The following is a 24237-nucleotide window of genomic DNA, read 5'->3' on the forward strand; positions in this document are numbered from 1 at the left end:
TCGGACGCGCGGTCGATTTTTAAAGCTGAACGCTCGCGGATCGCGAGGGCTGTTGACGCTTCGAACGAACCGCCGCATGGCATCACCCCATGAGCGACCCGTTCACCCCCGCCGAGCAGCATGCCGACGCCCCCCTGCGCCTGTTCAACAGCCTGACGCGCACCATCGAACCCTTCACGCCGATCGAGCCGAACCATGCTCGCGTCTATAGCTGCGGCCCGACCGTCTACAATTATGCCCATCTCGGCAATCTGCGCGCCTATGTCTTCACCGACACGCTGCGCCGTACGCTGCTGTGGAAGGGCCTTGATGTCACCCACATCATCAACATCACCGATGTCGGCCATCTGACCAGCGACGCCGACGCCGGCGACGACAAGATGGAGGCCGCAGCCCGCGCCCAGGCGAAGAGCATCTGGGACATAGCGGCCCATTATACCGACGCCTTCAAGCGCAACATCGCGGACCTCAACATCCTCGCTCCCAGCGAATGGACCGTCGCCACCGACTATGTGCCGCAGATGATCGCCTTCGCGGAGAAGATCGCCCCGGCCCATTGCTACGAACTGGAAACCGGTCTCTATTTCGACAGCAGCACCGTGCCCGATTATGGCGCGCTGGCGGGTGGCCGCGACGATGCCGCCCATGCCCGAATCGACCCCGTGGCAGGCAAGCGCAACGCCAGCGACTTCGCCATCTGGCGCAAGTCCCCGCCGGGCGAGCAGCGCCAGATGGAATGGGACTCCCCCTGGGGCAAGGGCGCGCCGGGCTGGCATCTGGAATGTTCGGTGATGAGCGAGGCGCGGCTTGGCCATCCCTTCGACATCCATACCGGCGGCATCGACCATCGCGAAATCCATCATCCCAATGAGATCGCCCAAAATCAGGCCTATTGCGGCTGCAACGATGCCCAGCCCGGCTTCACTGGTGCGCAATGGTGGATGCACAACAACTTCCTGGTGGATCGCCAGGGCAAGATGAGCAAGTCGAAGGGCGGCTTCACCACCCTCTTCTCGCTGATCGACGCGGGCGTGCACCCGCTCGCCTATCGCCTGCTGTGCCTGGGCGCCCATTATCGCAGCGAACTGGAATTCAGCGCGGACAGCGTCAGCGCGGCGCTGACCCGCCTGAAACGCCTGGTCATGGGCGTGGAAAACCTCAAGGCCCGCGCCGAGGGGATCACCTGGCAATCGCTGCGCCTCGACTGGCTGCGCGCCAATCTCCACCCCAGGCTCGCCCCGCTGCTCGAACAGTTCGACGCCGCGATCAGCGACGACCTGATGACGCCCCGCGCCCTTCCCCTGCTGGAAGAGACGATCGGGATGAAGAAAGTGCCGGTGGACGAAAAGTTGTGCCTGCTCGCGGCTTTCGATCAGGCGCTGGGCCTCAATCTGTTGACGATCAGCCGCGCCGACCTGCGCGTCCAGCCCAAGGATGCGCAAATCGCCCCGCAAGAGATCGAAGCCGAACTCGACCGCCGCCAGGCCGCCCGCGTGGAAAAGAACTTCACCCTTTCGGACGAAATCCGCGATGCTCTGATCGCGCGCGGGGTGGAGGTGATGGACGGCGATCCGCTCCGCTGGGACTGGCGGCTGACGCTGGCCTAAAGGGCGCCCGCCTCCCTATTCGGCAATTTTTAGTCGCGGACCCTATACTTCCCTCCGCTGGAAAAAATTCTCCATCTACGGCAGGATGTGCGCGGGGCAGGTCCGTCCGTTTGGACAGATCACTCCAAAACGGGCAGATTCCGCACATGCTAAGACACGCAATGGCAGCGTTCATCGCTCTCAGTGGAATGGCGGCAATTCCGGTTGCTGCACCTGCTCAAACCTTCATGTTCGAAACGGGCGACACCCTGCTTGCCAAGTGCCGCAACAAGGCGCCGGAATATGCGCTGGCCTGCACCGCCTATGTCGTCGGCGCGGTGGACGGCATCAAGAAGGACGTGTTCATCGGCCGCGCCCAGCCCAATTGCTGGCCCGCGCAACTCGACGCCGCCAAGGTGCGCGCCATCGTCATCGCCTATCTCAACCGCTATCCCGACCAGCGAAAGGCGCCCGCCTCCGTTCTGATCAGCGTCGCGCTCAACGAACAATATTCCTGCCAGAAATAACGCCCGTCGCCCCGGTCGCGCCGCTGCCGCTATAAACTTGCGTTAGCCACTGGTTGCGCGTAGGTGCGGCCCCTATTTTATGATCTTTGGGAGACTCAAAGTGGCGGCGAAGTGGACGCCGGAAAGCTGGCGGGAACATAAGGGCATTCAGATGCCCTTCTATCGTGATGCCCAGGCGCTTGGCGCGGTGGAGGCACAGCTCAGCCAGTTTCCCCCGCTCGTCTTTGCCGGCGAAGCGCGCAGCCTGAAGGCGGAACTGGCCAAGGTGACCGCCGGGGAGGCTTTCCTGCTGCAAGGCGGCGATTGCGCCGAAAGCTTCGCGGAGTTCCACCCGAACAACATCCGCGACACCTTCCGCGTGCTGCTGCAAATGGCGGTGGTGCTGACCTTCGCGTCGAAGCTGCCGATCGTGAAGGTCGGCCGCATGGCGGGCCAGTTCGCCAAGCCCCGCTCCGCCGATACGGAGACGATCGGCGGCGTGGAACTGCCCAGCTATCGCGGCGACAATGTCAACGACATCGCCTTCACGCCGGAAGCCCGCGAACCCGACGCCCAGCGCATGATCCGCGCCTATAACCAGTCGGCGGCGACGCTGAACCTGGTGCGCGCCTTCTCAACCGGCGGCTATGCCAGCCTGGATCGGGTGCATGGCTGGATGCTGGATTTCATGGGCCGCAGCCCCTGGGCCGCGAAGTTCGAGGCGATGGCGGACCAGATCGGCCAGGCGCTCGACTTCATGCGTGCCTGCGGCCTGTCGCCGGAAACCGTGCCGCAGCTTGGAGGCACCAGCTTCTACACCAGCCATGAGGCGCTGCTGCTGCCCTATGAGCAGGCGCTGACGCGGCAGGATTCGCTGACCGGCGACTGGTACGACACGTCCGCGCACATGCTGTGGATCGGCGACCGCACCCGGTTCGAAGGGTCGGCCCATGTCGAATATCTGCGCGGCATCGGCAATCCGATCGGCATGAAATGCGGCCCGTCGCTGGAGCCGGACGCGCTCATCCGCCTGCTCGACATCCTCAACCCGTCGCGGGAGGCCGGGCGGATCACGCTCATCACCCGCTACGGCCATGACAAGATCGAGGCGGGCCTGCCCAAGCTGGTCCGCGCCGTCCTGCGCGAAGGCCATCCGGTGGTCTGGTCCTGCGACCCGATGCACGGCAATGTCATCAAGGCGGCCAATGGCTACAAGACCCGCCCGTTCGACCGCATCCTGGCCGAAGTCCGCGGCTTCTTCGCCGTGCACCGGGCGGAGGGCAGCTTCGGCGGCGGCATCCATGCCGAAATGACGGGCCAGAATGTGACGGAATGCACCGGCGGCGCCGTGGCGATCACCGACGAAGGGCTGGCGGACCGCTACCACACGCATTGCGACCCGCGCCTCAACGCGGCCCAGAGCCTCGAACTCGCCTTCCTGCTCGCGGAGATGCTGAACGAGGAATTGAAGGAACGCCGCGCCGCGGCCTGAGGGGATCGCGACACATGGTCCTGCGCGGGCGGGACCATGTATCGCCAGGCCTTTCGTCACACGGACGTAACATTGCCCTGATTCAGTCCTTGCTTTGGCGGTGCAGCAAGATAGCCTCCGCGCATGGCAAAGGAACCGGTATTGGCGACCATCGCCGTTTACAGCCTAAAAGGGGGCGTGGGTAAGACCACCTTCGCGATCAACCTCGCCTGGGCATCCGCCAGCATATCGAAACGGCGAACATTGCTCTGGGATCTCGATCCGCAGGCGGCGGCGAGCTGGCTGATCTCCACCGACAGCGAAAGCCGCGACGCCGCGCAGGCGATCTTCAGCAAGGATGTGGAAGTCCGCAAGCTGATCCAGCCGTCGACCGTGCCGGGCCTGGACCTGATCGCCGCCGACACCTCGCTGCGCAGCCTGGACCATCTGTTCCGGGAGATGGACAAGAAGAAACGCCTCGCCAAGCTGATCGAGAGCCTAGGCAAGGATTATGACCGCATCATCCTCGATTGCCCGCCGGGCCTTACCGAAACCAGCGAGCAGGTGCTGCGCGCCGCCGACATGATCGTGATCCCCGTCATCCCGTCCCCGCTGGCCCAGCGCGCCATGGGGGAGGTCGCCCGCTATCTGGTGCAGCGTGGGGGCAGCCATCCGCCGATCATGCCGGTCTATTCCATGGTCGACCGCCGCCGCGCCCTGCACCGCGCCGCGCTGGACGCGCAGCCCGGCTGGCCCGCCATCCCCATGGCCAGCGCCGTCGAGCAGATGGCCGTGCGCCGCAAGCCGCTTGGCGCCTTCGCGGCCTCTTCCCCGTCCGCCCAGGCCTTTGCAGGGTTATGGACGACCATCGAACGGCAGGTGCAGCGGCGTTAAGGGGTTCTGGAAGCTGACCGGGCATGACGTTAAATCCTCCCTACGCGAAGCGTGGGGAGGGTTGAAGAGAGGCACGTGACTCTCTTCGACGTCGGCGCAGCCGATGGTGGAGGGGAAATTCGGAGGTTGTGCCCCTTCCCCTCCACCACGCTTCGCGCGGTCCCCCTCCCCATCTATCAATGGGGAGGAATAGGATAGGTCGGTTTCTCGAAGCGAGGATGATCCTGGCCCGCGTTCAGCCTATCGACTTCCCGCCAAGCGGATCACGATAAACCCGCGAAGGCCTAGAGCGATTTCCAGTCAGATGGCATCATCTGACGTTTAAGAAATCGCGGTAAAACAAGGGAATAGAGCGGTCGATCTAATTCAATCAGATCGAAAACCGCTCTAGGCAGCGATGTCGTAGGGCCGGATTTCACCGGTAAGATACAGGTTGCGCGCCTTCGACCGGCTGAGCTTGCCCGAACTGGTACGCGGCAGGGTGCGCGGCGGCACCAGTTCGACCACGCAGTTCATGCCGGTGATCGCCCGCACCCGCTCGCGAATCTGGTCGCGCAGCCGCGTGCGCTCGTCATTGTCGGAGGTGCGGCAATGCACCAGCACGGCGGGCGCTTCCTCTCCGCCCGGCGTGGTGATGGCGAAGGCGGCGATGTCGCCCTGCTTGAAGCCGGGAAGCTGCTCCACCGCCCATTCGATATCCTGCGGCCAGTGATTCTTGCCGTTGATGATGATCATGTCCTTGGCGCGGCCGACAATGTAGAGATAGCCGTCGCTCAGATAGCCCATGTCGCCGGTGTCCAGCCATCCGTCGGCCATGCAGGCGTCGGTCGCCTCCTGATCGCGGAAATAGCCGACCATCAGGCTCGGCCCGGTGGTCCACACCTTGCCGATCTGGCGCTCGTTCAGCCTGGCTCCATCCTCGTCGCGGATTTCCACGATCATGTCGCGGGCAGGCTTGCCGCAATTGACGATGGAACGGAAGCGCTGCGGGCGCCCCTCGGTCGCGTCGCCGCCCGACAGGTCGGTTTCCTCGACCAGTTCGACGATGATACCTTCGCCCGGCGGCATGATGGTGACGGCCAGCGTGGCTTCCGCAAGGCCATAGCTAGGCAGGAACGCGCCGGGGCTGAACCCGGCGTCTGCGAAGGCGTCGACAAAGCTCTGCATCACGTCCGGCCGGATCATGTCCGCGCCGTTGCCCGCAAGCCTCCAGCGGGAAAGGTCGAAGCGGTCGGCCGCCTTGGTCTGGCTGGACATGCGGCGGGCGCAGATGTCGTAGCCGAAGGTCGGGGAATAGCTGATCGACGTGCCTTCGTTGCGGCTGATCAGGTCCAGCCACGCGAGCGGACGGCGGGCGAAATCCTCCGTCTTCATATAGTCCGTCGACACCTGGTTGGCGACGACCGACAGGAAGCAGCCGACCAGCCCCATGTCATGATACCAGGGCAGCCAACTGATGCAGCGGTCGCTGTCCTGCACTTCCATGCCGTGGCTGTGCGCGGCGAGGTTGCTCAGCAGCGCATGGTGCGTCACCGCGACCCCATGGGGGAAGCGGGTCGACCCGCTGCTATATTGCAGATAGGCGATTTCCTCACCCTTCGCCTGCGGCAGCTCGCAGGGCACGGCCTCCCGCGCGATGAAATCCTCGAAAGCGATGCTTTCGACCGCCTTCTGACGGCCGGATTCCCCCGCCATCTCCTCCAGTTCCCTGGGGAAGAGGAACAGCATCGGGTCGCAGCTCGATAGCTGGACATTGAGCTGGTCGATATAGCTTTCCTTGCCGCCGAAGCTGGTCGGCAGCGGCAGCGGCACCGGCCAGCCGCCCGCATAGACGATGCCGAAGAACAGCATCGCGAAATCAGCGCCCGTTTCCGCCACCAGCGCCACGCGATCTTCCGGCTTCACCCCATGGGCGATCAGACGGTAGGCGCAGGCGATGGCGTCCTGACGCAGTTCGGAAAACGGATAGGCCCGCGCCAGATTCCCCCGCGCATCATGGAAATTCAGGCCGCGCCGCCCGGCCGCAGCATAGTCCAGCGCTTCGCCCAGCGTCTCGAAGTCCGAGAAGCGGCGGGGCAGATCGTCGGTGGTCGGCGTAGGTGCCATCATGCTTTGCGAACCCGTCATATTGGTGTCACCCAATGTCATGTTTGTCATATTCCGGCGCGCCGCTAACAGCTTTCAAGCCGCATTGCACCGGATAGTTGCATTCCAGCTTGGGCTTTTACCCTGAAAGGGGCGGTAAAATTCCGGCCCGACTGTGGCATAATCAAGGCGCAACGGGCATGAAGCATTGCCATGGCCGATAAACGCCTCCCTCCCCCGCTCGATGAAGAGGCGCTGCGCGAACTGGCGCTGCGCTATGTCAGCCGTTTCGCCACCAGCCGCGCCAAATTGCTCGCTTATCTGAGCCGCAAGGTCAAGGAACGCGGCTGGGGGGGCGAAGACCCCGCCAACCCGCAGGCGCTGGTCGATCGGCTGAGCGAACTGCGCTATGTCGACGACGCCAGCTATGCCGTGATGAAGAGCGCCTCGCTTGCCCGCCGCGGCTATGGCGCTCGCCGCGTTGCCGAAACGCTGCGCGCCGACGGCATAGCGGAGGCTGACCGCGAGCAAGCCGACAGCCAGACGGAAAACGAAGCCTGGAGCGCCGCCGACCGCTTTGCCCGCCGCAAGCGCATCGGCCCCTATGCGCAAGCGCGCCCGGACCCGAAACAGCGCGCAAAATGGATCGCCGCCTTCCTGCGCGCCGGTCACAATTACGCCACCGCCCGCCGCTGGACCGACGCCCCGCCGGGGGAGGTGCCGGAAGCGGAGGAATAAATTACATGAAGCACGGCGTGCTCCTGCCTTCGCAGGAGCACGCTGTTTTTAATGGTGAAGCTGCGATACGCCATAATCATGAAGCCCCTCCCCCTCCTCCTCGCGGCCCTCCTCACCGCCTGCTCCCCGTCCGCTCCCAAAGCCGAAAACACGACCATCGCCGCCCGGCAGACCAGCATCCCACTCACCATCCGCACCGCCAAGGCCACCCACCGCTTCACCGTCGACGTCGCCCTTTCCGAACAGCAGCAGGAACAGGGCCTGATGTTCCGCAAATCGCTCGCACCCGATTCCGGCATGCTCTTCCCCATGTCACCGCCCCGCACCGCCAGCTTCTGGATGAAGAACACGCTGATCCCGCTCGACATGCTGTTCATCCACACCGACGGCAGCATCGCCTATCTGAAGGCCAACGCCGCCCCCTATTCCCGCGAGCCGGTATCGGCGGGCATCCCGGTCGCCGCCGTCCTGGAACTGCGCGGCGGCCGCGCGGCTGAACTCGACATCCGGGAAGGCGACCGCGTCAACTGGGGCGATTGCGACGCCCCCGCACCGTCAAACCCCCTCAATTTCTGCCCCGGCGACTGATCCGCCCTTGCCAAGCGCCAGCCCCAGCGGCTAAGCGCTTCGCCCATGGGAATCCTTGGCAAGATCTTCACTTGGTGGGATGGCGCGACCATCGGCACTTCGCTCTACACCTCCCGCAAGGGCAGCAAGGTGGGCGAGGATCATCAGGGCAATGTCTATTATGAAGGCGGCACCGACCCCAATGGCCTGACCCGCCGCTGGGTCATCTATAACGGCCCCAATGACGCCAGCCGCGTGCCCGCCGAATGGCACGGCTGGCTGCATCATTCGATCGAGGGCGTACCGGAAAGCTTCCTGCCGCCGCCACGCATCTGGGAAAAGGACTTCACCCCCAACGCCACAGGCACGGCCCAGGCCTATCGCCCATCGGGCGCGCTGGAAAAGGGCGGCCAGCGCCAGAAGGCGACCGGCGACTATGAGGCGTGGAGCCCCGACGCATCATGACGCGGCGCCCGGCGGGACGCTTCCTGCCGATTCTCGGCTGCACGCTGATCCTCGCGGGCTGCGGCGGCGACGACATGCCGACGGAAAACCGGACCGGCCCCGTCCGCATCGAAGGGCAGAAGATCCGCGATGGCGGCGAGTCGGCCCTGACCGGCACGCCGATGAACGAGCGGGTGGCGGTGATCGGCCTGCTCAACAAGCGCAACGGCATCACCACCGACCTGCGGATGAAGCCCGGCGAAGCGCTGCGCGTGGGCGACGCCATCGTCCGGCTGCAAGCCTGCGAAACAACAGCGCCCTGGGAAAATGTCCAGGAAACCGGCGCTTTCGTGCAACTGGACGTGCGCAGCACTGCCGACAATAAATGGCGCCGCAATTTCTCCGGCTGGCTGTTCAGGGAACGGCCCGACCGCAATGTGGTGCAGCACCCGATCTATGACGTCTGGGTCAGAAGCTGCACGATGTCATGGCCCGAAACCGGCCCCGACACGGTGAAGCTGGGCGACAAGGGGGAGGTATCGGCTGGCGGACCTGCCCAGTCATCCCCGGCCAGCGGCGAAAATGCCAGCGCGGCCCAGACCCCGGAGCCGCCCGCCAACACGCCGCGTCCCGCCCCCAGCGCCACGCCGTCGAGCGCCCCTTCCAACGATTGAAGATAGTCGCGCTGGCTGATTTCGATCGCGCCCAGCGATCGCAGATGATCGGTCATGAACTGGCAGTCGAGCAGGGTGAAGCCGCCGAACCGCATCCGCGCCGTCAGCCAGGCCAGCGCCACCTTCGACGCATCGGTCCGCCGCGACACCATGCTTTCGCCGAAGAAAGCCCGGCCCAGCGCCACGCCATAAAGGCCGCCGACCAGTTCCTCCCCCTCCCACACCTCGACGCTGTGGGCGAAACCGATTTCATGCAAATGGCGGTAGGCGCGCTCGATCGGATGGTTGATCCAGGTCGAGGGTCTGTCCGGGGCGGCCTGCGCGCAAAGCTGGACGATCCCCGCGAAGTCGCGATTGGCGGTGACGCGGAACCTCTCCCGACGGATCGTCTTGGCAAGCGAATGGGAGATATGGAAGCCGTCGAGCGGCATGATCGCCCGGCGCTTGGGTTCGATCCAGTACACCTCGTCCGCTTCCCGGTCATCCGACATGGGAAACACGCCGATGGCATAGGCCTGCAACAGCACCAGCGGATCAATCGTCATCAGGGAAAGACTTAGAACGAGATGACGCGGTGCGCCAGCCCGATATGGAACGTTTTCCAGGCAAACCGCGGCAAAGCAAAAGCCTGGAGCAGCCGAACCGATGCGGTCCGGATCGGAATCTGCTCCATCCGTTCAGAACAGGATTTCGCCATCTTCCTTGACGAAATGCTCCGGCCGTTTGTCGAGAAGGTCAAGCACCCGTTCTGATGGGCGGCACAGCTTCACTCCATTGGGCGTAACGACGATCGGCCGGTTCACCAGAATCGGATGTTCAACCATGGCATCGATGATGTCGGCGTCGGATACGCCATCCTCCAGCAGGCCCAATTGCGACGTGGGCATTCCCTTTTCACGCAACAGGGCGCGAGGCGCCATGGCCATGGCGGCGGACAATTGCTCCAGTTGCGGACGGGTCCAGCCGATGAGGCGATAGTCGACGATCTCCGGGCGATATCCAGCCGCCTCGATCATCGCCAGCGCATTGCGGGACGTGCCGCAATCGGGATTATGGTAGATCGTGATGGGGAATGCATCGTTCATCGCGAACATCCTCTTGGAATAACCATGTGAAAAAGACGGTCGCCGCCAGCGCGCCCAAAAGCTGCGCCGCGATGAACAAGGGTGCGGAGGCTGGCGCAATCCCGGCGAAACTGGCGGTGAGGGTGCGGGCGGCCGTCACCGCCGGATTGGCGAAGGATGTCGAAGCCGTGAACCAATAGGCGGCGGTGATGTAAAGACCCACGGCAAGCGGGACGAAGGCCGGCCGCGACCGTTCCGTTCCAAGGATGGTGCCGATGAGGCCGAAGGTCGCCACGAACTCCGAAAATCCCTGCGCTGGGCCATCGCGCAGCTTTGGGGAAATCTGCATCAGCGGTTCCGCGAACATGGCATGCGCCATCCAGACGCCAGTGGCGGCGCCGACGAATTGCGCCGCGACATGCAGTGCGGTTGTCGACAGGGGCAATTGACGACGCAGGCCGGCGATCATGGTGACGGCTGGGTTGAAGTGCGCGCCCGACACCTGACCGAATATCTGGATCAATACCACAAGGGCCGCTCCGGTCGCGATGCTGTTGCCCAGCAGGGCCAGGGCGATATTTCCATCGGCAAGGCGTTCGCCCATGATGCCCGAACCGATGACGACGGCGAGCAGCATCGCCGTTCCGACGCATTCGGCCGCGAATCTCCTTGCCTGATTCATCGGGGTTCGCAAAAGCTTGCCGCCATGCCGGTAAGGAAACCGCAAATTTCCGGGCGCCCGGCGCAACAATCGGCGACGAGAAAGGCCAGCAGGCGGCGCATGCCGTCATAGTCGGCCGAATAGATGATCGACCGCCCTTCCCGGCGTGACTGGATCAATCCGGCCTGGGCCAGAATCGTCAGATGGGTGGACAAGGTGTTGGGCAACGCCCCGACTTCACGAGCAATTTCACCGGCTGGAAGGCCATCCGGGCCAGCCTGCACCAACAGCCGGAAAACGGCCAGGCGGTGCAGGTGAGCAAGCGCCGAAAGAGCTTCGACGGCATCGGGCAGAAACATCGGCGCACGCCCATCCGGCGAGTCCATGCGCATTTGCGACATCGCGGAATCGTCTCTCTTCATTTCGATATTTCGAATAATATAGAAATGTTGATGTGGCAAGCATCCGGGATGAGTGAAGGCGTGCGGCATTCCCGAAAAGAAAGGGCGGAACCTTGCGGCCCGCCCTCTTCTCATCTCCCATGACAGCGCATCTTAGTAAACGCGGGCCTTGGGCTTGATATATTCCGCTTCGTCCGTGAGCGTGTAATCGTGCACCGGGCGGTAATCGAGCGTCACCTTGCCGCTCTTGCCGCCCCAGCCTTCGAACCAGCTTACGGTGTGCTTCATCCATTCGGCGTCGTCGCGGTTCGGGAAATCCTCATGCGCGTGGGCGCCGCGGCTTTCCTTGCGGTTTTCGGCGCTGACCATGGTGCAGACCGCCTGCGACATCAGGTTGTCCAGCTCCAGCGTCTCGATCAGGTCGGTGTTCCAGATCAGCGAGCGATCCGATACGCCAACATCAGCCAAGCTCTGGTTGACCTGCGTCATCTTGGTGACGCCCTCGGCCAGCAGCGCGCTGTCGCGGAACACGGCGGCATGCTTCTGCATGGTGTGCTGCATTTCGAGACGGATCTTCGCCGTGGGTGAGCCGCCCTTGGCGTTGCGATAATGATCGAGGCGGCTCAGCGCCAGATCGGCGGCATCGCTCGGCAGCGGACGGTGCGAGCCGTTGGGCTTGATCGTTTCCTTGAGGTGCAGGCCGGTGGCGCGGCCGAACACGACAAGGTCGATCAGCGAGTTGGAACCCAGGCGGTTCGCGCCATGGACCGACACGCAGGCCGCTTCGCCGACCGCATAGAGGCCCGGCACGACGACTTCCGGATCGTCGCCGACCTTGGTCACCACCTGTCCATGATAGTTACAGGGGATGCCGCCCATATTGTAGTGGACGGTCGGCGTCACCGGCAGCGGCTGACGGGTGAGGTCCACGCCCGCGAAAATCTTGCCGCTTTCGGTAATGCCCGGCAGACGCTCCGCCAGCACCTTGGGATCGATATGGTCGAGGTGCAGGAAGATGTGATCCTTGTTCGGCCCCACGCCGCGCCCCTCGCGCATTTCCATCGCCATCGAGCGCGAGACGACGTCACGCGACGCCAGATCCTTCGCGGACGGCGCATAGCGCTCCATGAAGCGCTCGCCCTCGGAATTGGTGAGGTAGCCGCCCTCGCCGCGCGCGCCTTCGGTGATGAGTACGCCCGCGCCGTAAATGCCGGTCGGGTGGAACTGCACGAACTCCAGATCCTGGAGCGGCAGGCCAGCGCGCAGCACCATGCCGCCGCCGTCGCCGGTGCAGCTATGCGCCGAAGTGGCGGAGAAATAGGCACGGCCATAACCGCCCGTCGCCAGCACGACCGCCTTGCTGCGGAAGCGGTGGATCGAGCCGTCTTCCATGCAGAGGGCGATCACGCCCCGGCACTCGCCATTTTCCATGATCAGGTCGAGGGCGAAATATTCGATGTAGAAGTCGGCGTCGTACTTCAAGCTCTGCTGATACAGAGCGTGCAGCATCGCATGGCCGGTACGGTCGGCGGCGGCGCAGGTGCGCTGCACCGGCGGCCCGGCGCCCATATTCTGCATGTGGCCGCCGAAGGGACGCTGGTAGATCGTCCCATTGTCGTTGCGGCTGAACGGCACGCCGGCATGTTCCAGCTCGATCACGGCGGCGGGCGCCTCGCGCACCATATATTCGATCGCATCCTGGTCGCCCAGCCAGTCAGACCCCTTGACGGTGTCGTACATGTGCCAGGTCCAGTGGTCGGGCGAGTTGTTGCCCAGCGACGCCGCGATGCCGCCCTGCGCCGCCACAGTGTGGCTGCGGGTCGGGAACAGCTTGGTGATGCAGGCGGTCTTCAGGCCCGCCTCCGCGCTGCCCATGGTGGCGCGCAGGCCGGAGCCGCCAGCACCCACGACGACCGTGTCGTAGGTGTGGTCGATGATCTTGTAGGCTTCGCTCATTATTCGACGATCCCCGTGAAGGCGATCTTGGCGATCGCGAAGACGCCCGCGGCCGCGCCGCCAAAGGCATAGAAGTTCAGCAGCAGCATGGAGAGGAACGCCAGACCCTTGTCATGGACATAATCCTCCAGCATCACCTGCATGCCCAGGCGCAGGTGCCAGAAGATGCTGACGACCATCAGCATCAGCGGCACCGCGACCAGCGGATGGGCGATCCAGCCCACGACGCTGTGATAATCCAGGCCCGGCAGGGCGATCAGGCTGAACAGCAGCCACAGCACCAGCAACAGGTTGCCGATGGCGGTATAGCGCTGCGCCAGCCAGTGATGCGCGCCATGCCTGGCCGATCCAAGACCGCGGACGCGACCGATTCCGGTTCCGTTACCCATCAGAATTTCCCCGTGCAGATGGCGGCCCAGAAGGCGATGGTGAGAAGCGTCGACAGGACGAAGGTCAGCACCGACCAGAGCTTGTTGTTCGTCAGCTCATAGCCCGCGCCCATGTCGAGCACGAAATGGCGCAAGCCGGAGCAGAGATGCTGGAAGAAGAACCAGCTCAATCCCGCCATCACCAGATAGCCGATAGGCGATGTCGCGCATGTCACGAAGGTCGCATAGGCTTCCGGGCCGGAGGCGGCGGCCATCAGCCACCAGACCAGACCCAATGCCCCCGCCGTCGCCAGACCGTTACCGGTCACGCGGTGCATGATGGAGACGGCCATTGCGGGGCCCCATTTCCAGATCGTCAAATGCGGCGAGAGCGGCCGGCTCGTGGTTCGCGCCATATCTTCCCTACGTCCCTGATGTTTGTCCCTCGAGTCCCGTCCCCTTAGGAGCGATCCGCGAAGAGGGCAAGCCGCCCTGACCAGGCGATGGATCGATAAAGGGCAGCAGGCCGTCATGGGCTAAGAAGTGATTAACCAAATGGCGCTATCACCCGACGGGACCAAGAGACCAATTTGGGGTTCTGCCGCACATGACTTCAGCCGCCATTCCCAAAAGCACCATCCTGACGATGATGAGGGAGGTCGACCCGCATGGGGAGCTGGCGAAGGGCCTGCGCCAGATCCGCGACCTGGTGGGCGAGAATATGACGGTGGCTGCGCGCACCTTTTTCGATTCCTATCTTGATCACGCGAATTTGCGGAACAAGCTCAGCCCGTCCACGCTCGCCAAGATCGAGACGGAGGCGCATGAATATGTGCGCCAGAAGCTGGGCTATTATGAAGCGGGCGAATGGGCGCTGTCCTCCGTCGCCTGCGTGCGCCATGCCCGCAAGCAGGGCGCGCCGCTGCGCGCGGTGCTGCTGCCCGTGGCGGCGGCAAACGAAAAGCTGATCGACCTTATCTGGCAACGCGCGGAAGTGGAAGCGGACCGCCGCCGGCTGATCCATATCATGATGCAGGTGAGCATGGTCGACGCTGGCCTGATGGCAAATGTGCTCGCCAGCGACGAGGCCGAAGCCCAGCGCAACGAGCGCCAGCGCTTCGGCACGATGTTCGAACAGCGGATCGTGGGAGAAATCGACGGCGCGTCGCAATTGGGCGAATCGCTGCGTGAACAGGCGAAGGATGCGTCGGCCGCCACCCGCGGCATGCTGGGCAAGGCGTCGGAAGTCGCCGCCGCCGCCGAGCAATCCGCCCTCGCCATGCGCGAAGCCGCCCGCACGTCCGCCGGCCTGATCCGCGCCATCGAAGATGCCCGGACCGAGGTGGAAAGCGCCGCCGGCGTCGCCCAGCGCGCCGCGCGCCAGTCCGGCGATGCCGTCGCCATGTCCACCACCCTGTCCGAACATGCCAAGTCGATCGAATCGATCCTGGGCCTGATCCGCGACATTGCGGGCCAGACCAACCTGCTCGCGCTCAACGCCACGATCGAGGCGGCCCGCGCCGGAGACGCCGGACGCGGCTTCGCCGTGGTCGCGCAGGAGGTGAAGAGCCTCGCCAACCAGACCGCCCGCGCCACGGACGAGATTGCGGGCAAGATCGCCGACATCCAGGCGTCGACTCGCCAGTCGGTCGAAACCAACGAACGCATCCGCGACACGGTGGGAGAGGTTCAGGCCAGCGCCGAACGCATCCGCCACGCCATGGACGCGCAGGCGCAGACGGTGACGATGATCACGGCGGCGGTGGACGAAACCGCGCTGGCCGCCGACTCCATGTCCTCGACCATCAGCGCGATCCGCCAGGATACGGAAGTGGTGGCGTCGGAAATCGACCAGCTCGAACGCGGCTTCATGAGCGTGGAAGGCAAGCTCTCCAGCTTGCGCGCCGCCTCCTCCGACTTCGGCAAGCAGGTAGCCTGACGGCCGGTTTTGGCCAATGGCGGACATTAGATATCCGTTCGCTCAGCCCGAACGGAAAACTGAACGTCCGCTCTCCACCCAAAGCTTACAATCCACCACCCGCTTTCCCTCTTTCCCGCAAAGGTCTAAAGGCGGCGGCATGAACGAAGCCGTCCCCCCCACCGCGCCCGGCGAGTCCAAGGCGCAAAGCTGGAAAGTCACCTTCCCCTGCACCCGCGCCGAGGCGGAAGCGCTGGACGGCGATATCGCCGCCTTCGCGCTGATGGACCGCCCGCCCGTGCTGATGACCAGCGAGGCGGAACCGGACAATGAAGACAAGTGGCGCCTCGACGCCTATTTCGAGGGCCAGCCCGGCCCCGCCGCGATCAAGCTGCTCCGGTCCCTCGTCCCCAGCGCCGCCGGCACAAGGCCGCAGGTCGAACAACTGCCCGACGAAGATTGGGTGACGTTGAGCCAGCAGGGCCTGGAACCCGTCACCGCAGGCCGCTTCCACGTCCGCAACCTTCCCGGCGACCCGGCGGCGCCCGGCCACGTCAACTTCCTGATAGAGGCCAGCCGCGCCTTCGGCACCGGCCAGCATGAAACCACGGCGGGCTGCCTGGTCATGCTCGACCGGATGCGCCGCGTCGGCATGCGATTCGGCAATGTCGCGGATATCGGCACCGGCACCGGCCTGCTCGCCTTCGCGGCGCTGCACCTTTGGCCCAGGGCCTATGCGACGGCGTCGGACATCGATCCGGTCGCCGTGGAGATCAGCGCCGCCAATGCCGCCGCCAATGGCATCGCGACGGGCAAGGGGCAGGGCCAGCTCGCCCTCTATACGGCGGCGGGCGTCGATCACCCGGCCATCGCCACGCGCGCGCCCTATGACCTGCTGATCGCCAACATCCTGGCCGGGCCGCTGATCGAACTCGCGCCGTCGCTCTGCGCGCTGGTGGAGGAAGGGGGCACGATCGTGCTGGCGGGCCTGCTCAAGGAACAGGCCGACGCCGTCCTCGCCGCCTATCGCGCCCAGGGCATGCGCCTTGCCGAACGCGCCGACCGGGGCGACTGGCCGACGCTTCGCCTGCGCAAACGCCCCCGCATCGGCTGGAAACGCCCGACCCGCATCGACGGCAACGCGCGGGGCGAAGCTCCGGGATATGGCAGTCTTTGACGCCTTATCCGCCAAACCTGCCGACCCCAATGCCTCCTATTACCGCCTCCCGACTCACCTAGAAATGAGGAACCACGCCATGACCATCGTCCGCCGCGTCACCATGCATGAAGGCCCCGGCGGCCTGTTCGAGAGCATGGCGGTGCTCGATGATGCGGCCCCCTCCCCACGCCCTGCCATTCTGCTCTTCCCCAATGTGCTGGGCACCAAGGAAGCCGATTTCGCCTATGCCGAAAAGGTCGCGGCGCTGGGCTACACCGTCCTGGTCGTGGACGTCTTCGGTCAGGGCAAGCGCACCACCCGCGCCGATCCCGACATGGGCCGCTACATGGCCGAACTGAACGCGGACCGCGCCCTGCTGCGCGACCGGGTGAACGCCGCCCATGCCCTGCTGAAATCCCTGCCCGAAGCGGACGAGAGCCGCACCGCCGCCATCGGCTTCTGCTTCGGCGGTCGATGCGTGCTCGACCTGGCCCGTTCCGGCGCCGACATCGCGGGCGGCGTCAGCTTCCACGGCGTCTACGAAGCGCCGCCCTTCCCCAATGCGAGGATCACGGCGAAATTGCTGGTCTGCCACGGCTGGGACGACCCGATCGCCCCGCCGGAATCCACCGTCGCACTGGCGAAGGAACTGACCGACGCCGGCTGCGACTGGCAAATCCACGCCTATGGCCGCACCGGCCACGCCTTCACCGACCATGATGCGAAAATGCCGGAAAGGGGCCTGGCCTATCAGCCCGACGCCGACCGGCGCAGCTTCCGTTCGATGGTCGATTTCCTGGGCGACCTATTCGCATGAACTGACAGCCGATGGCGGCGGCTCTTCAGGTGGGGGACGCCGCAACTTTAAGCAAAGGCGAAATCCAGCCCGATATCGGCGGCGGGCGCCGACTGGGTCAGGCGGCCGACGCTGATATAGGTGACGCCGGTTTCCGCCTTGGCGCGAATGGTTTCCAACGTGACGCCGCCCGACGCTTCGGTCGGCACCCGTCCGCCGACCAGCGTGACCGCGCCGCGCAGGGTGGGCGCGTCCATATTGTCGAGCAGGAGGTGCGTGGCCCCCGCGGCGAGCGCGGGTTCGATCTGGTCGACGCGGTCGACCTCCACGATGATGCTGGCGATGCCGGCGGCGGCGGCGCGGCGGACGGCTTCCTCGACCGATCCGGCGACGGCGACATGATTGTCCTTGATCATCGCCGCATCCCATAGCCCCATGCGGTGGTTGGTCGCGCCGCCCATGCGGGTAGCGTATTTCTCCAGCAGGCGGAGGCCCGGAATGGTCTTGCGCGTGTCGAGCAGGGTCGCGCCGGTGCCCAGGATCGCGTCGACATAGGCGCGGGTCAGGCTGGCGATGCCGGTCAGATGCTGGACGGTGTTGAGCGCGGATCGCTCGGCGGTCAGCATGGCGCGGGCCTTGCCCCGGATGCGCATGATGTCGGTGCCTGCCGCGACACGGTCGCCATCCTGCTTCAGCAGTTCGATCTCCACATCCGGGTCCAGCGCGCGGAAGAAGGCGGCGGCGATCGGCAGGCCCGCCAGCGTCACCGCGTCGCGGCTGTCCATCACTCCGTCGAAGATGGCGTCGGCGGGGATCACCGCCTCACTGGTCACATCGCGGCCGTCGGGGCCGAGATCCTCCGCCAGAGTGGAGGCGACGAAGGCGTCGAGGTCGAAGCCGGGAAGCGCAAAGCTCATGATCCGGCCAGCCGTTTCGCGATCATTTCCATCATGGCTGCCTGTTCGCTGTCGGCCGGGAAAGTCCAGAAGTCATTCTTGCGCCTGGCCCATGGCCAATCCCGGCGCAAGATGCCCCGCAATCTCTTGTCCGATATATTATGGCGGCGCGCGACCCCCACAGCCGTGACCATGGGTTCCATCAGCGCGCCCCCAAATCCCCCTGCCCCACCGTGCCGCTCGCCATGGCGAGCATACGGTCAAGGCTCTTCTTCGCGCCGAGGCGCAGTTCCTCGTCCATCTCGATGCGCGGCTGGAGGTCGCGGAGCGCAAGGTACAGCTTTTCCATCGTGTTGAGCGCCATGTACGGGCAGATATTGCAGTTGCAATTGCCGTCCGCGCCGGGCGCGCCGATGAAAGTCTTGTCCGGGACCGCCTTCTGCATCTGGTGGATGATGTGCGGTTCGGTGGCGACGATCAGCGTATCGCCGGGCATGGTCTTGGAAAATTCCAATATGCCGCTGGTCGATCCGACATAATCGGCATGGTCAACGATATAGGGCGGGCATTCCGGGTGCGCGGCGATGGGCGCTTGCGGGTGCTGGGCCTTCAGCTTCAGCAATTCGGTCTCGCTGAACGCCTCATGCACGATGCAGACGCCCGGCCAGAGCAGCATGTCGCGGCCCAGCTTGCGCTTCAGATAGCCGCCCAGATGCTTGTCGGGGCCGAAGATGATCTTCTGCTCCTTCGGAATCTGGGACAGGATCTTTTCCGCCGAGGAACTGGTGACGATGATGTCGCTGAGCGCCTTCACCTCCGCCGAGCAGTTGATGTAGCTGAGCGCGATATGATCGGGATGGGCCTCGCGGAAGGCCTTGAACTGCGCGGGCGGGCAACTGTCCTCCAGGCTGCAACCGGCGTCCATGTCGGGCAGGACGACGATCTTTTCCGGGGAGAGAATCTTCGCCGTTTCCGCCATGAAGCGCACGCCGCAAAAGGCGATGACGTCCGCGTCCGTCTCCGCCGCCTTGCGCGACAGTTCGAGGGAGTCGCCGACGAAATCCGACAGATCCTGGATTTCCGGCTTCTGATAATAATGGCCCAGGATGACGGCGTTGCGTTCCTTGCGCAGCCGGTCGATCTCCGCGCGCAGGTCGATCCCCTGCGGGATGGTGGTCATCGCAGTCATGTGCCTCACTCCTCTCAGGCCTCCATGCGCGCCCCTAGCGGGGGTTGCGCTCGTTGGCCAGCATCTCGTTGACGGGGGATCGGGACGGCATGGCGTTTTTCAGCGCAACTGCCATCGCCCGTCCCCCGTCACGGCGGCGATGCCGCGTCCGTCGAGGTCGATCAGATGGGCCAGGACGGAGCGCCCCGCCGCGCTGTGCAGGCGCGGGTCGACGCCCTTGTACATTTCGGTAACCATGGCCGGGATTTCCGACGCGCCGTTGCGTTCCAAGAAGCGCACAATCTGGCCTTCGCGCTGCTTGCGGTGGCCCATCATGCCGCGCACCAGCCGCTGCGGATTGTCGACCGGATCGCCATGGGCCGGATAATAAACCTTGTCGGTCCGCTCCAGCAGCCGCTGCATCGAGGCCATATAGGCGGCCATGTCCCCGTCGGGCGGCGAAACGATGCTGGTGGACCAGCCCATCACATGATCCCCGGTGAAGAGCGCCCTTTCCTCCAGAAGCGCAAAGCAGAGATGGTTGGAGGTATGGCCGGGCGTGGCCACGGCGGCGAGCGTCCAGCCCTCCCCGCCCATCTGTTCGCCGTCCTTCAGCACCCGGTCCGGGCGATAGGCGGCGTCGAAGGCGGCGTCGGCGCGGGGGCCGTCATCGTCCAGCGTCAGCGGCGCGCAGCCGATGACGGGCGCGCCGGTCAGCGCGCTCAGCGGCGCGGCGGCGGGGCTGTGGTCGCGATGGGTGTGGGTGCAGAGGATCGCCCTGACCGCACGGCCGCCTATCGCCGCCAGCAGCGCGTCGAGATGCGCGGGGTCGTCCGGGCCGGGATCGATCACCGCCACATCATCCCCGCCCACCACATAGGTCTGCGTGCCCGTATAGGTGAAGGGCGAGGGGTTGGGCGCCAGCACGCGGGCCACCAGCGGGGAAAGCCGCATCAGCGTGCCGGTCGGAAGGTCGGCCAGATCGAAGGGAGTTGCCATATCCCATCCCATGTGCCCATTTTCGGGCGGTTTTCAAGGGCGATCCCCTGCTCTACTATGGTCGCCATGGCGGCTTCGGGCGATCTTTGCGAACAATGGCGGCGGCATCTGGCGCTCGACCGGCGGCGTTCGGTGCATACGGTGCGCGCCTATGTGGCGACCGCCGAGCGGCTGGTGGCCTTTCTGGAGGAGCATCGCGGCGAAACGGTGACGGCGGCGATGCTGGCGGGGATCGATCAGGCCGACCTGCGCGCCTTCCTGACGGTGCGGCGGATGGACGGCATCGGCAATGTGTCGGCGGCGCGGGAATTGTCGGCGGTGCGCGGCTTCCTGAGGTTCGTCGGCGGCGAGGATGCGCGGGTGCCGATGCTGAAGGGGCCTCGCGTGAAGCGCGGCCTGCCCCGCCCGATATCCCCTGACGAGGCCGTGGCGCTGGCCGGGGACATTGCCGAAACGGCGCGGGAAGAATGGATCGGCGCACGGGACTGGGCGGTGCTGCTGCTGCTCTATGGGGCGGGCCTGCGCATCGGGGAGGCGCTGGGTCTGACCGGGGTGGTGCTGCCGCTGGGCGAGACGCTGCGGGTGACGGGCAAGCGGGGCAAGACGCGCATCGTGCCGTTGCTGCCCCAGGTGCGGAGCGCGATGGAGGGCTATGTGGCGCTCTGTCCCTTCAGGCAGGAGAAGGACGCGCCCTTGTTCCGGGGGGCGCGGGGCGGTCCGCTGTCCCCCGCTTTGATTCGCCGGGCGGTGCAGGGGGCCAGGGGGCGGCTGGGGTTGTCCGACCGGACGACGCCGCATGCGCTGCGGCACAGTTTCGCGACGCATCTGCTGGGGCGCGGGGCGGATTTACGGTCGTTGCAGGAACTGCTGGGCCATGCCAGCCTGTCATCCACGCAAATCTATACGCAGGTGGATGCGGCGCATCTCCTCGATATCTACCGGAACGCGCATCCGCGGGCTTAGCCGCGCGGCTTCCAGGTCGCCAGTCGCCAGAGATAGAAGATGACGGCCCCCACCACGCAGGCCGTCGCCACCGGCCCCACATATTTGTCGATGTCGCGGAAATTCTGCCCCAGTATGTAGCCCGCATAGGCAAGGATGATATTCCACACCAGCGCGCCGCCCATGGTCCAGAGCAGGAAGCGCGCATGCCCCATGCGGAACAGCCCGGCGGGCAGCGATATCATCGTGCGGAAGGCGGGCATGAAGCGGAAGACGAACACCACGATCTGCCCATATTTGCCGAAGATGTGATCGAGCTTTTCGACGTCATGCCATTCCAGCGTCGCCCAGCGGCCATAACGGTCGACCAGCGGTTTCAGGCGGCCGAAACCCAATATATGGCCGATCAGATACCAGAAATAATTGCCGACGGTCGTGCCCGCCGTGCCCGCGAACAACAGCCAGCCCATGTCCATCCGCCCCTGCCCGACGCGGATGCCGCCAATGCCCATGATGAGTTCGGACGGGATCGGCGGAAACACATTCTCTATGATCATCAGGGCGAAAATGCCCCAATAGCCGCCCGCGTCGATCAGGCGGAGAACCCAGTCGGTCATGATCCGGCGGGACGGTTCAAGCGGCCGCCCGCGCCGCCAGCCGAGCGTCGATGGCGTCCCAGATCATGCCACCGGTATCCGTACCGTTGAAGGCGTCGATGGAGACGATGCCGGTGGGCGAGGTCACGTTGATCTCCGTCAGCCATTCGCCGCCGATCACGTCGATGCCGACGAACAGCAGTCCGCGCCGCTTGAGTTCCGGGCCAAGGGCTTCGCAGATTTCCAGCTCGCGATCGGTCAGTACGGTCTTCGCGGCGGAACCGCCGACGGCGAGGTTGGAGCGGATTTCGCCCGCACCGGGGATGCGGTTGACCGCGCCCGCGACTTCGCCGTCGACCAGCACGATGCGCTTGTCGCCCTCCGCGACGCCGGGAATGAAGGCCTGCACCATGAAGGGTTCGACCCAGGAGGCGTTGAACAGTTCCACCAGCGCGGAGAGATTCGCGCCGGACCGCCCGACATGGAAGACAGCGTTGCCCGCATTGCCGTAAAGCGGCTTCACCACGACTTCGCCATGCTGGGCAAGGAAGCTCTTCACCTCCTCCAGGTCGCGGGTGATCATGGTCGGCGGCATGAAGCGCGCATAATCGAGCACGAACAGCTTTTCCGGCGCGTTGCGGACGGAGGCAGGGTCGTTCACCACCAGCGTCTCTTCCTGCACCCGCTCCAGAAGGTGCGTGGCGGTGATGTAGCTGAGGTCGAAGGGCGGATCCTGCCGCATCAGCACCACATCGACATCGCGGCCCAGGTCCAGCATCTCCGGCTCACCGAAGACATAATGATCGCCCTCGACCTTCTGCACCTTCACCGGGCGCGCCCTGGCCAGCACGCGGCCGTCGCGGTAAGTGAGGTCGGTGGCGAGATAATGATAAAGGCTGTGCCCCCTCGCCTGCCCCGCCAGCATGATGTGGAAGGTCGAATCGCCGCCGATCCTGATCCCTTCCATCGGGTCCATCTGCACGGCGACGGTGAGCGGGTTGAGCTGCGTGGTCATCGACTATCTTTTCCTACCGTTCGGGCTGAGCCTTTCGAAGCCCCTCCCTTTCTTGAAGAGAAGTACAACCCTTCGACATTCCAACGAGACAAGCGGCTCGCTGGAACAGGGCGAACGGGATGAGTGATAGAACGCTATCCCCCATGCCAGACATTCGCCAGATGGCGCGGCGGACGGCCCGGCGCAAGGAGCATCACGTCGATTCGCATGTCATCCCCCGGTTTTGCGAGGTCGTGGAAGAGGATTTCCGCCGCCGCAGCCACCCGCGAAAGGCGGCGTTCGTCTATGGCGAGGTCGAGATCGGCGCCGGTGGCGCGGGCCTTCACCTCGACGAAGGCCAGCATCCTGCCGCGCCGGGCGACCAGATCGACCTCGCCCGCGGGCGTGCGCATCCGGCGGCCGACGATCTGCCAGCCCTTCAGCCGCAGCCACCAGCCGGCGATGCGTTCCGCCTGCCGTCCCCGCTTTTCGGCTACCTGCTTCTTCAAGCTTTGAGTTCCAGCGCGCGGTCATAAAGGGCGCGGCGGTCGAGGCCGAGTTTCTTCGCGACCTCGCCCGCCGCCTTGGAGATGGGAAGGCGCTCCATCGCTTCCAGAAGCGCGGCGTCGGCATCCTCCGCACTGGCCGGGGGCGCTTCTCCCGGCGGGCCGACGATGACCACGATCTCGCCCTTGGGCGGCGCGTCGGCATAGCGGGCGGAAAGTTGGTTCAAGGTGCCGGTGGCCGTTTCCTCGAAGGTTTTGCTGATCTCGCGGGAGACGGCGGCTTCGCGGTCGCCCAGATGCTCGGCCATGGCGGCAAGGCTTTCCGAGAGGCGCGGGCCGCTTTCGTAGAAGACCAGCGTGGCGCGCAGGGAAGCCACCTCACCCAACACATCGCCCCGCGCCTTCTGCTTCGACGGCAGGAAGCCCATGAACAGGAAACGGTCGGTCGGCAGGCCCGACAGGGTGAGCGCGGCGATGACGGCGCTGGGGCCGGGCAACGTCGTGATCCTGCGACCGGCGGCGCGGGCATCGCGGACCAGCTTGTAACCCGGATCGGAGATGAGCGGCGTGCCCGCGTCCGACAGCAGCGCCACCGATTCGCTCGCCATCCGCTCGATCAGCCGGGCGCGCACTCCTTCGGCGCTATGGTCGTGATAGGGCACCATCGGCCGGTCCGACCCGGCATGGCGCAGCAAACGCGCGCTGACCCGTGTATCTTCCACGGCGACCACATCGGCCAGCCGCAGGACTTCCGCCGCGCGGGGGGTAAGGTCTCCAAGGTTGCCGATCGGCCCTGCAACGATGTAAAGCCCAGCCTCAAGCCCCGAAGAACCCAGATTCATATCAGT

27 protein-coding genes and 1 pseudogene are annotated in these 24237 nt (G+C 65.1%); 12 read left to right on the plus strand and 16 right to left on the minus strand.

The features are described 5' to 3' along the window. Positions 1 to 89 precede the first annotated feature (89 nt). The 4 genes from cysS (at position 90) to NUH86_RS11480 (ending at position 4457) form a co-directional block, all read left to right on the plus strand. On the plus strand, positions 90 to 1607 hold the full coding sequence (gene cysS, locus NUH86_RS11465) for a cysteine--tRNA ligase (RefSeq protein ID WP_267249624.1): 1518 nt from the start codon (positions 90 to 92) through the stop codon (positions 1605 to 1607). Positions 1608 to 1795: 188 nt separating this feature from the next. Next, positions 1796 to 2113, plus strand: coding sequence for a Rap1a/Tai family immunity protein (locus NUH86_RS11470; RefSeq protein ID WP_323749020.1), 318 nt, complete (start codon positions 1796 to 1798; stop codon positions 2111 to 2113). Between the two features lie 100 nt (positions 2114 to 2213). After that, entirely contained in the window at positions 2214 to 3584 is a 1371-nt protein-coding gene (locus tag NUH86_RS11475; RefSeq protein ID WP_267249626.1) for a class II 3-deoxy-7-phosphoheptulonate synthase, read from the plus strand. A gap of 123 nt (positions 3585 to 3707) precedes the next feature. Then, positions 3708 to 4457 (plus strand): ParA family protein, encoded by a 750-nt coding sequence (locus NUH86_RS11480; RefSeq protein WP_267249627.1) that lies wholly within the window; start codon positions 3708 to 3710, stop codon positions 4455 to 4457. A 387-nt stretch (positions 4458 to 4844) separates the two neighbouring features. Here the strand turns inward: NUH86_RS11480 and NUH86_RS11485 are convergent, their stop codons facing one another. Further along, positions 4845 to 6605 carry a fatty acyl-AMP ligase gene (locus NUH86_RS11485; protein WP_267249628.1) on the minus strand — a complete coding sequence of 587 codons (1761 nt, stop codon included), beginning with the start codon at positions 6603 to 6605 and terminating at the stop codon, positions 4845 to 4847. A gap of 150 nt (positions 6606 to 6755) precedes the next feature. On the opposite strand from NUH86_RS11485, the gene NUH86_RS11490 reads away from it, so the two are divergent. The 4 genes and pseudogenes from NUH86_RS11490 to NUH86_RS24725 all read left to right on the plus strand — a co-directional run. After that, entirely contained in the window at positions 6756 to 7280 is a 525-nt protein-coding gene (locus tag NUH86_RS11490) for a regulatory protein RecX (RefSeq protein ID WP_267249629.1), read from the plus strand. 78 nt (positions 7281 to 7358) lie between these two features. Beyond that, positions 7359 to 7868, plus strand: coding sequence for a DUF192 domain-containing protein (locus NUH86_RS11495; protein WP_267249630.1), 510 nt, complete (start codon positions 7359 to 7361; stop codon positions 7866 to 7868). Between the two features lie 45 nt (positions 7869 to 7913). Further along, positions 7914 to 8312 (plus strand): NADH:ubiquinone oxidoreductase subunit NDUFA12, encoded by a 399-nt coding sequence (locus tag NUH86_RS11500; RefSeq protein WP_267249631.1) that lies wholly within the window; start codon positions 7914 to 7916, stop codon positions 8310 to 8312. A gap of 227 nt (positions 8313 to 8539) precedes the next feature. Next, positions 8540 to 8710 (plus strand): annotated as a pseudogene (locus NUH86_RS24725) (DUF2155 domain-containing protein); the annotation flags it as partial. A gap of 35 nt (positions 8711 to 8745) precedes the next feature. Here NUH86_RS24725 and aat read toward each other — a convergent pair. The 7 genes from aat to sdhC all read right to left on the minus strand — a co-directional run bounded on the left by aat (position 8746) and on the right by sdhC (position 13768). Beyond that, complete coding sequence (aat, locus tag NUH86_RS11510) at positions 8746 to 9510, minus strand: leucyl/phenylalanyl-tRNA--protein transferase (RefSeq protein WP_323748984.1); 765 nt, start codon at positions 9508 to 9510, stop codon at positions 8746 to 8748. Positions 9511 to 9642: 132 nt separating this feature from the next. Continuing rightward, on the minus strand, positions 9643 to 10050 hold the full coding sequence (gene arsC, locus NUH86_RS11515; RefSeq protein WP_267249633.1) for an arsenate reductase (glutaredoxin): 408 nt from the start codon (positions 10048 to 10050) through the stop codon (positions 9643 to 9645). After that, positions 10016 to 10711, minus strand: coding sequence for an aquaporin (locus NUH86_RS11520; protein WP_267249634.1), 696 nt, complete (start codon positions 10709 to 10711; stop codon positions 10016 to 10018). Before NUH86_RS11520 ends, arsC begins: the two co-directional genes overlap by 35 nt. After that, positions 10708 to 11181, minus strand: coding sequence for a metalloregulator ArsR/SmtB family transcription factor (locus NUH86_RS11525; protein ID WP_323748985.1), 474 nt, complete (start codon positions 11179 to 11181; stop codon positions 10708 to 10710). The genes NUH86_RS11520 and NUH86_RS11525 overlap by 4 nt, the downstream gene beginning before the upstream one ends. A 63-nt stretch (positions 11182 to 11244) precedes the next feature. Next, positions 11245 to 13047, minus strand: a complete 1803-nt coding sequence (sdhA, locus tag NUH86_RS11530) for a succinate dehydrogenase flavoprotein subunit (protein WP_267249635.1) — start codon at positions 13045 to 13047, stop codon at positions 11245 to 11247. Next, positions 13047 to 13436 carry a succinate dehydrogenase, hydrophobic membrane anchor protein gene (gene sdhD / locus NUH86_RS11535; protein WP_267249636.1) on the minus strand — a complete coding sequence of 130 codons (390 nt, stop codon included), beginning with the start codon at positions 13434 to 13436 and terminating at the stop codon, positions 13047 to 13049. The genes sdhA and sdhD overlap by 1 nt, the downstream gene beginning before the upstream one ends. Then, on the minus strand, positions 13436 to 13768 hold the full coding sequence (gene sdhC / locus NUH86_RS11540) for a succinate dehydrogenase, cytochrome b556 subunit (protein WP_416365322.1): 333 nt from the start codon (positions 13766 to 13768) through the stop codon (positions 13436 to 13438). Before sdhC ends, sdhD begins: the two co-directional genes overlap by 1 nt. A 254-nt stretch (positions 13769 to 14022) precedes the next feature. Between sdhC and NUH86_RS11545 the strand changes: the two genes are divergently transcribed. The 3 genes from NUH86_RS11545 (at position 14023) to NUH86_RS11555 (ending at position 17309) form a co-directional block, all read left to right on the plus strand. Further along, on the plus strand, positions 14023 to 15354 hold the full coding sequence (locus tag NUH86_RS11545) for a methyl-accepting chemotaxis protein (protein ID WP_267249638.1): 1332 nt from the start codon (positions 14023 to 14025) through the stop codon (positions 15352 to 15354). Positions 15355 to 15493: 139 nt separating this feature from the next. Continuing rightward, complete coding sequence (locus NUH86_RS11550; protein ID WP_267249639.1) at positions 15494 to 16510, plus strand: 50S ribosomal protein L11 methyltransferase; 1017 nt, start codon at positions 15494 to 15496, stop codon at positions 16508 to 16510. A gap of 79 nt (positions 16511 to 16589) precedes the next feature. Continuing rightward, a complete protein-coding gene (locus tag NUH86_RS11555) occupies positions 16590 to 17309 on the plus strand; it encodes a dienelactone hydrolase family protein (RefSeq protein ID WP_267249640.1) in 720 nt (239 codons plus the stop codon). Between the two features lie 47 nt (positions 17310 to 17356). Here the strand turns inward: NUH86_RS11555 and nadC are convergent, their stop codons facing one another. From nadC to NUH86_RS11575, 4 genes are all read right to left on the minus strand, one after another. After that, the gene (gene nadC, locus NUH86_RS11560) at positions 17357 to 18205 is read right to left on the minus strand and encodes a carboxylating nicotinate-nucleotide diphosphorylase (protein WP_267249641.1); all 849 of its coding nucleotides are present in this window, start codon (positions 18203 to 18205) and stop codon (positions 17357 to 17359) included. Continuing rightward, entirely contained in the window at positions 18202 to 18387 is a 186-nt protein-coding gene (locus NUH86_RS11565) for a hypothetical protein (RefSeq protein WP_267249642.1), read from the minus strand. Before NUH86_RS11565 ends, nadC begins: the two co-directional genes overlap by 4 nt. Next, positions 18387 to 19373: a quinolinate synthase NadA gene (nadA, locus tag NUH86_RS11570; protein ID WP_267249643.1), complete on the minus strand. Its 987-nt coding sequence runs from the start codon at positions 19371 to 19373 to the stop codon at positions 18387 to 18389. The genes NUH86_RS11565 and nadA overlap by 1 nt, the downstream gene beginning before the upstream one ends. A gap of 99 nt (positions 19374 to 19472) precedes the next feature. Then, positions 19473 to 20351, minus strand: a complete 879-nt coding sequence (locus tag NUH86_RS11575) for an MBL fold metallo-hydrolase (RefSeq protein WP_267249644.1) — start codon at positions 20349 to 20351, stop codon at positions 19473 to 19475. A 66-nt stretch (positions 20352 to 20417) separates the two neighbouring features. Here NUH86_RS11575 and NUH86_RS11580 point away from each other — a divergent pair, with 66 nt between their 5' ends. After that, positions 20418 to 21314 carry a tyrosine recombinase XerC gene (locus tag NUH86_RS11580; RefSeq protein ID WP_267252118.1) on the plus strand — a complete coding sequence of 299 codons (897 nt, stop codon included), beginning with the start codon at positions 20418 to 20420 and terminating at the stop codon, positions 21312 to 21314. Here the strand turns inward: NUH86_RS11580 and NUH86_RS11585 are convergent. From NUH86_RS11585 to rsmI, 4 genes are all read right to left on the minus strand, one after another. Further along, complete coding sequence (locus tag NUH86_RS11585; RefSeq protein WP_267249645.1) at positions 21311 to 21910, minus strand: DedA family protein; 600 nt, start codon at positions 21908 to 21910, stop codon at positions 21311 to 21313. The genes NUH86_RS11580 and NUH86_RS11585 overlap by 4 nt on opposite strands. Before the next feature lie 16 nt (positions 21911 to 21926). Next, entirely contained in the window at positions 21927 to 22904 is a 978-nt protein-coding gene (gene gshB, locus NUH86_RS11590; RefSeq protein ID WP_267249646.1) for a glutathione synthase, read from the minus strand. A 134-nt stretch (positions 22905 to 23038) separates the two neighbouring features. Then, positions 23039 to 23392: a YraN family protein gene (locus tag NUH86_RS11595; protein ID WP_267249647.1), complete on the minus strand. Its 354-nt coding sequence runs from the start codon at positions 23390 to 23392 to the stop codon at positions 23039 to 23041. Beyond that, positions 23389 to 24231 (minus strand): 16S rRNA (cytidine(1402)-2'-O)-methyltransferase, encoded by an 843-nt coding sequence (gene rsmI / locus NUH86_RS11600; protein ID WP_416365323.1) that lies wholly within the window; start codon positions 24229 to 24231, stop codon positions 23389 to 23391. The genes NUH86_RS11595 and rsmI overlap by 4 nt, the downstream gene beginning before the upstream one ends. Positions 24232 to 24237: the final 6 nt, after the last annotated feature.

The organism is Sphingobium sp. JS3065 (genome assembly GCF_026427355.1).
Taxonomy (GTDB): domain Bacteria; phylum Pseudomonadota; class Alphaproteobacteria; order Sphingomonadales; family Sphingomonadaceae; genus Sphingobium.

What these genes read in the sequence shown, in the direction of transcription:
- cysS (WP_267249624.1), top strand. Translation starts at nt 90, where the DNA reads ATGAGCGACCCGTTCACCCCCGCCGAGCAGCATGCCGACGCCCCCCTG.
- NUH86_RS11470 (WP_323749020.1), top strand. Translation starts at nt 1,796, where the DNA reads ATGGCGGCAATTCCGGTTGCTGCACCTGCTCAAACCTTCATGTTCGAA.
- NUH86_RS11480 (WP_267249627.1), top strand. Translation starts at nt 3,708, where the DNA reads ATGGCAAAGGAACCGGTATTGGCGACCATCGCCGTTTACAGCCTAAAA.
- NUH86_RS11485 (WP_267249628.1), bottom strand. Translation starts at nt 6,605, where the DNA reads ATGACATTGGGTGACACCAATATGACGGGTTCGCAAAGCATGATGGCA.
- NUH86_RS11490 (WP_267249629.1), top strand. Translation starts at nt 6,756, where the DNA reads ATGGCCGATAAACGCCTCCCTCCCCCGCTCGATGAAGAGGCGCTGCGC.
- NUH86_RS11495 (WP_267249630.1), top strand. Translation starts at nt 7,359, where the DNA reads ATGAAGCCCCTCCCCCTCCTCCTCGCGGCCCTCCTCACCGCCTGCTCC.
- NUH86_RS11500 (WP_267249631.1), top strand. Translation starts at nt 7,914, where the DNA reads ATGGGAATCCTTGGCAAGATCTTCACTTGGTGGGATGGCGCGACCATC.
- aat (WP_323748984.1), bottom strand. Translation starts at nt 9,510, where the DNA reads ATGACGATTGATCCGCTGGTGCTGTTGCAGGCCTATGCCATCGGCGTG.
- arsC (WP_267249633.1), bottom strand. Translation starts at nt 10,050, where the DNA reads ATGAACGATGCATTCCCCATCACGATCTACCATAATCCCGATTGCGGC.
- NUH86_RS11520 (WP_267249634.1), bottom strand. Translation starts at nt 10,711, where the DNA reads ATGAATCAGGCAAGGAGATTCGCGGCCGAATGCGTCGGAACGGCGATG.
- NUH86_RS11525 (WP_323748985.1), bottom strand. Translation starts at nt 11,181, where the DNA reads ATGCCGCACGCCTTCACTCATCCCGGATGCTTGCCACATCAACATTTC.
- sdhA (WP_267249635.1), bottom strand. Translation starts at nt 13,047, where the DNA reads ATGAGCGAAGCCTACAAGATCATCGACCACACCTACGACACGGTCGTC.
- sdhD (WP_267249636.1), bottom strand. Translation starts at nt 13,436, where the DNA reads ATGGGTAACGGAACCGGAATCGGTCGCGTCCGCGGTCTTGGATCGGCC.
- sdhC (WP_416365322.1), bottom strand. Translation starts at nt 13,768, where the DNA reads ATGGCCGTCTCCATCATGCACCGCGTGACCGGTAACGGTCTGGCGACG.
- NUH86_RS11545 (WP_267249638.1), top strand. Translation starts at nt 14,023, where the DNA reads ATGACTTCAGCCGCCATTCCCAAAAGCACCATCCTGACGATGATGAGG.
- NUH86_RS11550 (WP_267249639.1), top strand. Translation starts at nt 15,494, where the DNA reads ATGAACGAAGCCGTCCCCCCCACCGCGCCCGGCGAGTCCAAGGCGCAA.
- NUH86_RS11555 (WP_267249640.1), top strand. Translation starts at nt 16,590, where the DNA reads ATGACCATCGTCCGCCGCGTCACCATGCATGAAGGCCCCGGCGGCCTG.
- nadC (WP_267249641.1), bottom strand. Translation starts at nt 18,205, where the DNA reads ATGAGCTTTGCGCTTCCCGGCTTCGACCTCGACGCCTTCGTCGCCTCC.
- NUH86_RS11565 (WP_267249642.1), bottom strand. Translation starts at nt 18,387, where the DNA reads ATGGAACCCATGGTCACGGCTGTGGGGGTCGCGCGCCGCCATAATATA.
- nadA (WP_267249643.1), bottom strand. Translation starts at nt 19,373, where the DNA reads ATGACTGCGATGACCACCATCCCGCAGGGGATCGACCTGCGCGCGGAG.
- NUH86_RS11575 (WP_267249644.1), bottom strand. Translation starts at nt 20,351, where the DNA reads ATGGCAACTCCCTTCGATCTGGCCGACCTTCCGACCGGCACGCTGATG.
- NUH86_RS11580 (WP_267252118.1), top strand. Translation starts at nt 20,418, where the DNA reads ATGGCGGCTTCGGGCGATCTTTGCGAACAATGGCGGCGGCATCTGGCG.
- NUH86_RS11585 (WP_267249645.1), bottom strand. Translation starts at nt 21,910, where the DNA reads ATGACCGACTGGGTTCTCCGCCTGATCGACGCGGGCGGCTATTGGGGC.
- gshB (WP_267249646.1), bottom strand. Translation starts at nt 22,904, where the DNA reads ATGACCACGCAGCTCAACCCGCTCACCGTCGCCGTGCAGATGGACCCG.
- rsmI (WP_416365323.1), bottom strand. Translation starts at nt 24,231, where the DNA reads ATGAATCTGGGTTCTTCGGGGCTTGAGGCTGGGCTTTACATCGTTGCA.